The sequence below is a fragment of the Bacillota bacterium genome (assembly GCA_013314855.1).
Classification (GTDB): domain Bacteria; phylum Bacillota; class Clostridia; order Acetivibrionales; family DUMC01; genus Ch48.
The window spans coordinates 1-5,339 of the sequence record JABUEW010000189.1; the positions used below are offsets into that span (position 1 = coordinate 1).

General features: G+C 37.9%; 5 protein-coding genes. 4 read left to right on the forward strand and 1 reads right to left on the reverse strand.

All coding sequences use genetic code 11. The features are described from left to right. Positions 1 to 258, reverse strand: a 258-nt coding sequence (locus tag HPY74_19540) for a hypothetical protein (GenBank protein NSW92802.1), incomplete at its 3' end; no start/stop codon positions are given. A 122-nt stretch (positions 259 to 380) separates the two neighbouring features. Here HPY74_19540 and HPY74_19545 point away from each other — a divergent pair. The 4 genes from HPY74_19545 (at position 381) to HPY74_19560 (ending at position 5,121) form a co-directional block, all read left to right on the forward strand. Then, entirely contained in the window at positions 381 to 641 is a 261-nt protein-coding gene (locus HPY74_19545) for a hypothetical protein (protein ID NSW92803.1), read from the forward strand. Between the two features lie 149 nt (positions 642 to 790). After that, positions 791 to 2,050: an MFS transporter gene (locus tag HPY74_19550; protein NSW92804.1), complete on the forward strand. Its 1,260-nt coding sequence runs from the start codon at positions 791 to 793 to the stop codon at positions 2,048 to 2,050. A gap of 238 nt (positions 2,051 to 2,288) precedes the next feature. Further along, positions 2,289 to 2,990 (forward strand): response regulator transcription factor, encoded by a 702-nt coding sequence (locus HPY74_19555; GenBank protein ID NSW92805.1) that lies wholly within the window; start codon positions 2,289 to 2,291, stop codon positions 2,988 to 2,990. Next, positions 2,965 to 5,121 carry a HAMP domain-containing histidine kinase gene (locus HPY74_19560; protein ID NSW92806.1) on the forward strand — a complete coding sequence of 719 codons (2,157 nt, stop codon included), beginning with the start codon at positions 2,965 to 2,967 and terminating at the stop codon, positions 5,119 to 5,121. Before HPY74_19555 ends, HPY74_19560 begins: the two co-directional genes overlap by 26 nt. Positions 5,122 to 5,339 lie beyond the last annotated feature (218 nt).

Here is a 5,339-nt window from a genome sequence, read left to right on the forward strand (position 1 = left end):
TTGCAGACCATTTTCCTTTGCTATACGCTCTGCGTTTTCCCTTATCATATCATTCAGTGGTTCAGCAAACTGGGGATAGTCAAATATCCTTATATCATTTGCGTACAAATACGATGTCATCCCTTGGGCGAAGCACCACCCCGGGATTACCCCCTGAATCACAATCCTGTCGTAACACGATATGACTCCATAGATTTTTTCTCTATATCTTTCTGTAATAAGCATGTCCTCATACCTTTGTCTATAGTATGATTTCATTATAACATGTGCGGTGCGAGTTTATAAACATTTTTTATTACTAAACCATCCTCTTATTCTGACCCCTGACTCCTGAATTCTGACTTCTTACAAACCTTTTTGGTTCCGGCTTGTCTGGGTTAGTGTATTCCGGCAACGAATACACAATGCACATAGTAACAGGTACAGCAGTTGAACCGGGAAGTTGGGAAGAAGTAGGCTGGGAACCGCCGGTGCCACAGCTGCTAAGTCTTGAAGTAATGCTGGATACTGCAATAAACGATTTTGCCCAAAAAGTATTGAGCCAGCACTATATTGTGACATATGGAGACAATACCGAAATGCTTAAGGATATATGCAAATTGATGGATATAAAATATTATTTAATAGATATGAAATTTTAATATATGCTCGTTCTAAAATATGATTTCTTTAAAACAAATATGGCTTCATTCTAGCAAAATTAGTATGGGAATCCTGTCCTGTTTGAGCTATAATATATTTTATGTAAATTATAAGCATATAAACATTTTTAAGCGGGGAGGATTTTATTTTGCCGAATGATAATAATAGCAATAAACAAAACAATGGTGGAATTAATTACCAAGGTAAGGGAATTAATAAGTTTTTCGGTCAAATTGATTCAACTACTGATAAATACCCATACATATTTCTTCTGCTTTATGTATTTTATTTTGGCGGGAATGGAATTTTAAATCCGTTTTTTCCTGTTTACCTGGATGATATAGGTTTAAGCCAGACTGTTAAAGGTGTTTTGCTGGCGTTGGGACCGCTTGTTGCAATGTTCAGTCAGCCTTTTTGGGGAATTATGGGAGATAGGGCAAAAACCAAGAATATCATATTAAAAATATTGCTTGTGGCAAGCGCGGCAATATTTGTTTTCTTTCCCTTGTTTACGGACTTGTGGTATGTTTTTGTCATATATTTTATATTCATGTTTTTCTATTCTTCAATAAATCCCATAATTGATACCATAACCCTTGATTACCTGGAAAAAACCAGGTGGAAATTCGGCCCGATAAGGATGGGTGGAACCATTGGCTTTGCAATAGTAACGCTGGTTGCAGGATTTATTGTTGAGAATAATATCAATAATATGTTTATTATGTATTCTGCAATACTTTTCGCAAGTTTTATCCTTGTTTACAGGATTCCACCGGTAAAAGGATACCAGTTTGGCAGAAAAAAGATTTCGCCGGCAGAACTCCTTAAAGATAAAAAATTGGTGTTATTGATGGGATTCGGTTTTGCCGTACAGGTGACACTGGGATACTATTACAGTTTTTACCCGGTATATTTTAAGCAAATAGGAGGAGACAATGCCCTGCTGGGGTGGGCCATGTTTGCATCCGCTTTAAGCGAGGTACCCTTTTTGCTTTTTGCCAATAAAATTGTAAAGAGATTAGGCACTGTAAACACGCTTATTGGTTCTGCCCTGGTAACAGCATTGAGGTGGCTTATTATGTATATGGTAACAAATGCCCAGCAGGCGCTTCTTGCAAATTGTCTGCACGGATTGACATTTATTGTGTTTACATATTGCCTTGCTGTTTTTATCAACGAAAACGTGCCGAAAGAACTGAGGGCATCAGGACAAGCCCTGAATGGATTAATAAATATGGGAGCGGCAAGGATTATCGGCAATATTCTGGGTGGCGCTCTAAGCGATATCTTTGGTATAAGGCGCATGTTTCTTTATATTTCTATTATTGGTTTCGGCACGGCAATAATATTCTGTTTTGTTTTGAAGAGAAAGGGAAAAGAAAAACAGGGATCAATTGAACCAAACTGATGGTTATTGTAATTTGGCGAAAACTCAAGCATCACAATGCGGAGCAGCGGTACTTGATCTGACATTTTAAGAAATTTGTAAGAATTATATCGAGTTTTTTGTCAGGAGTTAAGTTTATTATGGAGGGAGGGAATGGAATTTAAGGTTTGTTTAGGGTTTATGGTATTTTAAGGGATAAGTTTATGCAGCTTAATGATATGATATAATAATGTAATGCAAAGAAAGGGGGATATACCGTTTGGAAAAACCATGCATCCTTGTTGTTGACGATGACCGCAAAATTGCTAAGGCAATTGCCATAAATCTTGAGAAAGAAGGATACGACGCAGTATGCGCCCATGACGGCATGGAAGCCATAGAAATATTGACCTGCAGGAATATACACCTGATACTGCTTGACATTATGATGCCAAGGATGGATGGCCTTTCGGCAACGCTAAAAATCCGTGAGAAAAAGAATATACCAATTATTATCTTGTCGGCTAAATCCGAGGATACGGATAAAATATTGGGACTTTCCATGGGTGCGGATGATTATGTGACAAAGCCTTTTAATCCAATGGAGCTCATGGCCCGTGTCAAATCTCAGCTTCGAAGGTATATGAGCCTCGGGGATGTTAATTCCCCTGATAATGATAACTTGATAAGATGTGGGGATTTATGTTTTGACAAAGAAAAAAAGCGACTTACGGCACATGGCGATGTTGTAAAATTAACCGCGACAGAAACAAAAATCGTGGAGCTACTGATGAAAAATCAAGGCCGCATATTTTCCGCAGAAGAGATATATGAGCGCGTATGGAATCAACCCTCATTCTCATGCGAAAATACTGTTATGGTGCATATACGCCGCATACGTGAAAAAATTGAAATAAACCCTAAAGAGCCCGAATATTTGAAGGTGGTGTGGGGAATTGGATATAAAATCGAAAAAAAGTAGGCCATTTTTAGTTTGGTTCTCATTTTTCATGGGACTTAATATTGTTTTATCGATGCTTATTTTGGGTTGTATTGTACTTAGTGACAAGCGCAGCAGGGATGATTTAATTGCGGCTTTGCGATCGGACGTTAAAAATATGTACGAGTTTAAAAGAAGAATCGCTTATTGGTTTGATTATCTTGCCTGGCATATAACTACCGAAAATGCCGACGAGCTTCTAAATGAGCGTATGAATGAAATAGATAAAATAAGGGAGGGAGAGCATACAAATTATTATTCGAAGCTTGACAAGTGGATAGAATTTTCGAAGCTTGACAAGTGGATAGAATTAAGACAGCAAATTGAAAATGAAGGCGAAAATCTTATATTCTATGCGAAAAATACAAAAACAGGCAAGGTATACACGAATGAGAATGCGGTGGGTGAACATGGGGTTTTGCGGATTTTGCAGGAAGCGTCGCAAGATGGGTTGTTTGATTTGCCGGACGAGTATGATTACTGCTTTTATTATGACGGAGCACGATTTGCGTTGCAAAAAGATGGCCGGATGGTGGATATTTACCGGAGAAATGATGAATATGGCTACAGGCAGTATTTAGGGCGTTATATGGAACAGGATTGGAGAAATTCAGAAACAACGCCCGATATATCAGGCTGTATAATTTACCTGGTTGTACGAGATGAATTCAAAGAAAATCCGTATGCTTATAGCGTTCTGTATTCATTATCAATAGATGCAAATGCAAAAAGAATAGGATTCATTATTGCGGTTTTCGTTTTTATTATTGGAGCAGGCTTATTGATATTATCAATTATAAAGAGGAAGCAAAAACAAGAATTTGACAAAAAACTTGCATTGATTTCAGGGAAAGTGTGGTTTGAGATAAAGGGGTTCATATCACTTATTTTAATTATATTTATTTTTGTTTCATTTTACGAGAGGGAATACGGCTATTTTTTCGCGGCTATTGGATTCTGGTGGTATTATATTATGCTGGTGGATATACTTGCCAACCGCAAAAAGTTTCTTTCCAATAATTCAATTGCGTGGCTAATAGGCAAGTATCATGCTTTTGAAAGGAAAAAACCTTTTCAGAAAGCCATGCTTTTAAGGATATATGTACTTATTGCAGCACTTGCAGTACTCGTGTTTTTTGCTTTCATATTTATGTATATGGGACATGTAGAACGAAATGGGCTTCCTTCCTTCTTTGCCTTTTTGTGTTTTGTTATTGCCGCATACCTGGTTTATCGTTACGTTAGGAGGTATAGTTCAACTGTTAGTGATATAGGTAGATTGTGTGATCATATTAAGGCTGTCAAAGAAGGAGATATGGAAACAAAGCTTAATCTTGACGAAAATGCGGATATGTATCCTGCCGCGCAAAACCTGAATTCCATACAGCAGGGGATAAGCATAGCGCTGGAGCAGCAGCTTAAGAGCGAGCGCATGAAAGTGGACCTTGTTACGAATGTGTCACATGACCTTAAAACACCGCTTACGTCAATAATAAGCTACGTGGATTTGCTATCCAAGGAGGATGATTTGCCAGGGCATGTGAAGGATTATATAGGGGTGTTGGTACAAAAATCACAGCAGCTAAAATCTCTCATAAATGATTTGTTTGATTTGTCAAAGGCTACCAGCAATAATATCGAGGTACAAAATGAAAAATTGTCACTTTCAAAGCTAATGCAGCAGGTGCTTGCCGACCTTGAAGAAAATATTTTGGCATCCGGGCTTGAATTTAAAGTCAGCATTCCGCAGGAACCGGTCTATATTATTAGTGATGGGGCAAAATTGCACAGGGTATTTGAGAATATTATTACAAATGCGCTTAAGTATTCACTTGCAGGAACACGTGTGTACGTACAGCTGAATGTGGAAGGAAATAAGGCTATTGCCACTATTAAAAACATTGCGAACTACGAAATGGATTTTGATGAGGAAACGATTTTGCAGCGTTTTACGAGAGGAGATAAAGCTCGTACAACGGAGGGGTCAGGTCTTGGCCTTGCAATAGCCCGGCATTTTACCGCTATCTGTGGAGGAGAATTCAGGGTGAAAATAGATGGAGACTTGTTTAAGGTTGAAATGTGTTTTGGCGTTCATGCCGGAACAGAGCGCTAAAATGGGGAGTGCCAAAACGAGGAGTATCAACCTGATGAGTGCTAAAACAGGAGCGACAAAAAATTAACAAAACAGCAGTTGATAAATTCTTACTTAAAAGTTGCTATAAGAAAATAAGTCTTGAAACACAGTAAAATCAATAGTTATAGAAAGGACGAAAAAAAACTAAAAAAATAGTTGCATTTCGTTCTTTTTTATGGTAAAATATTACGTGATAT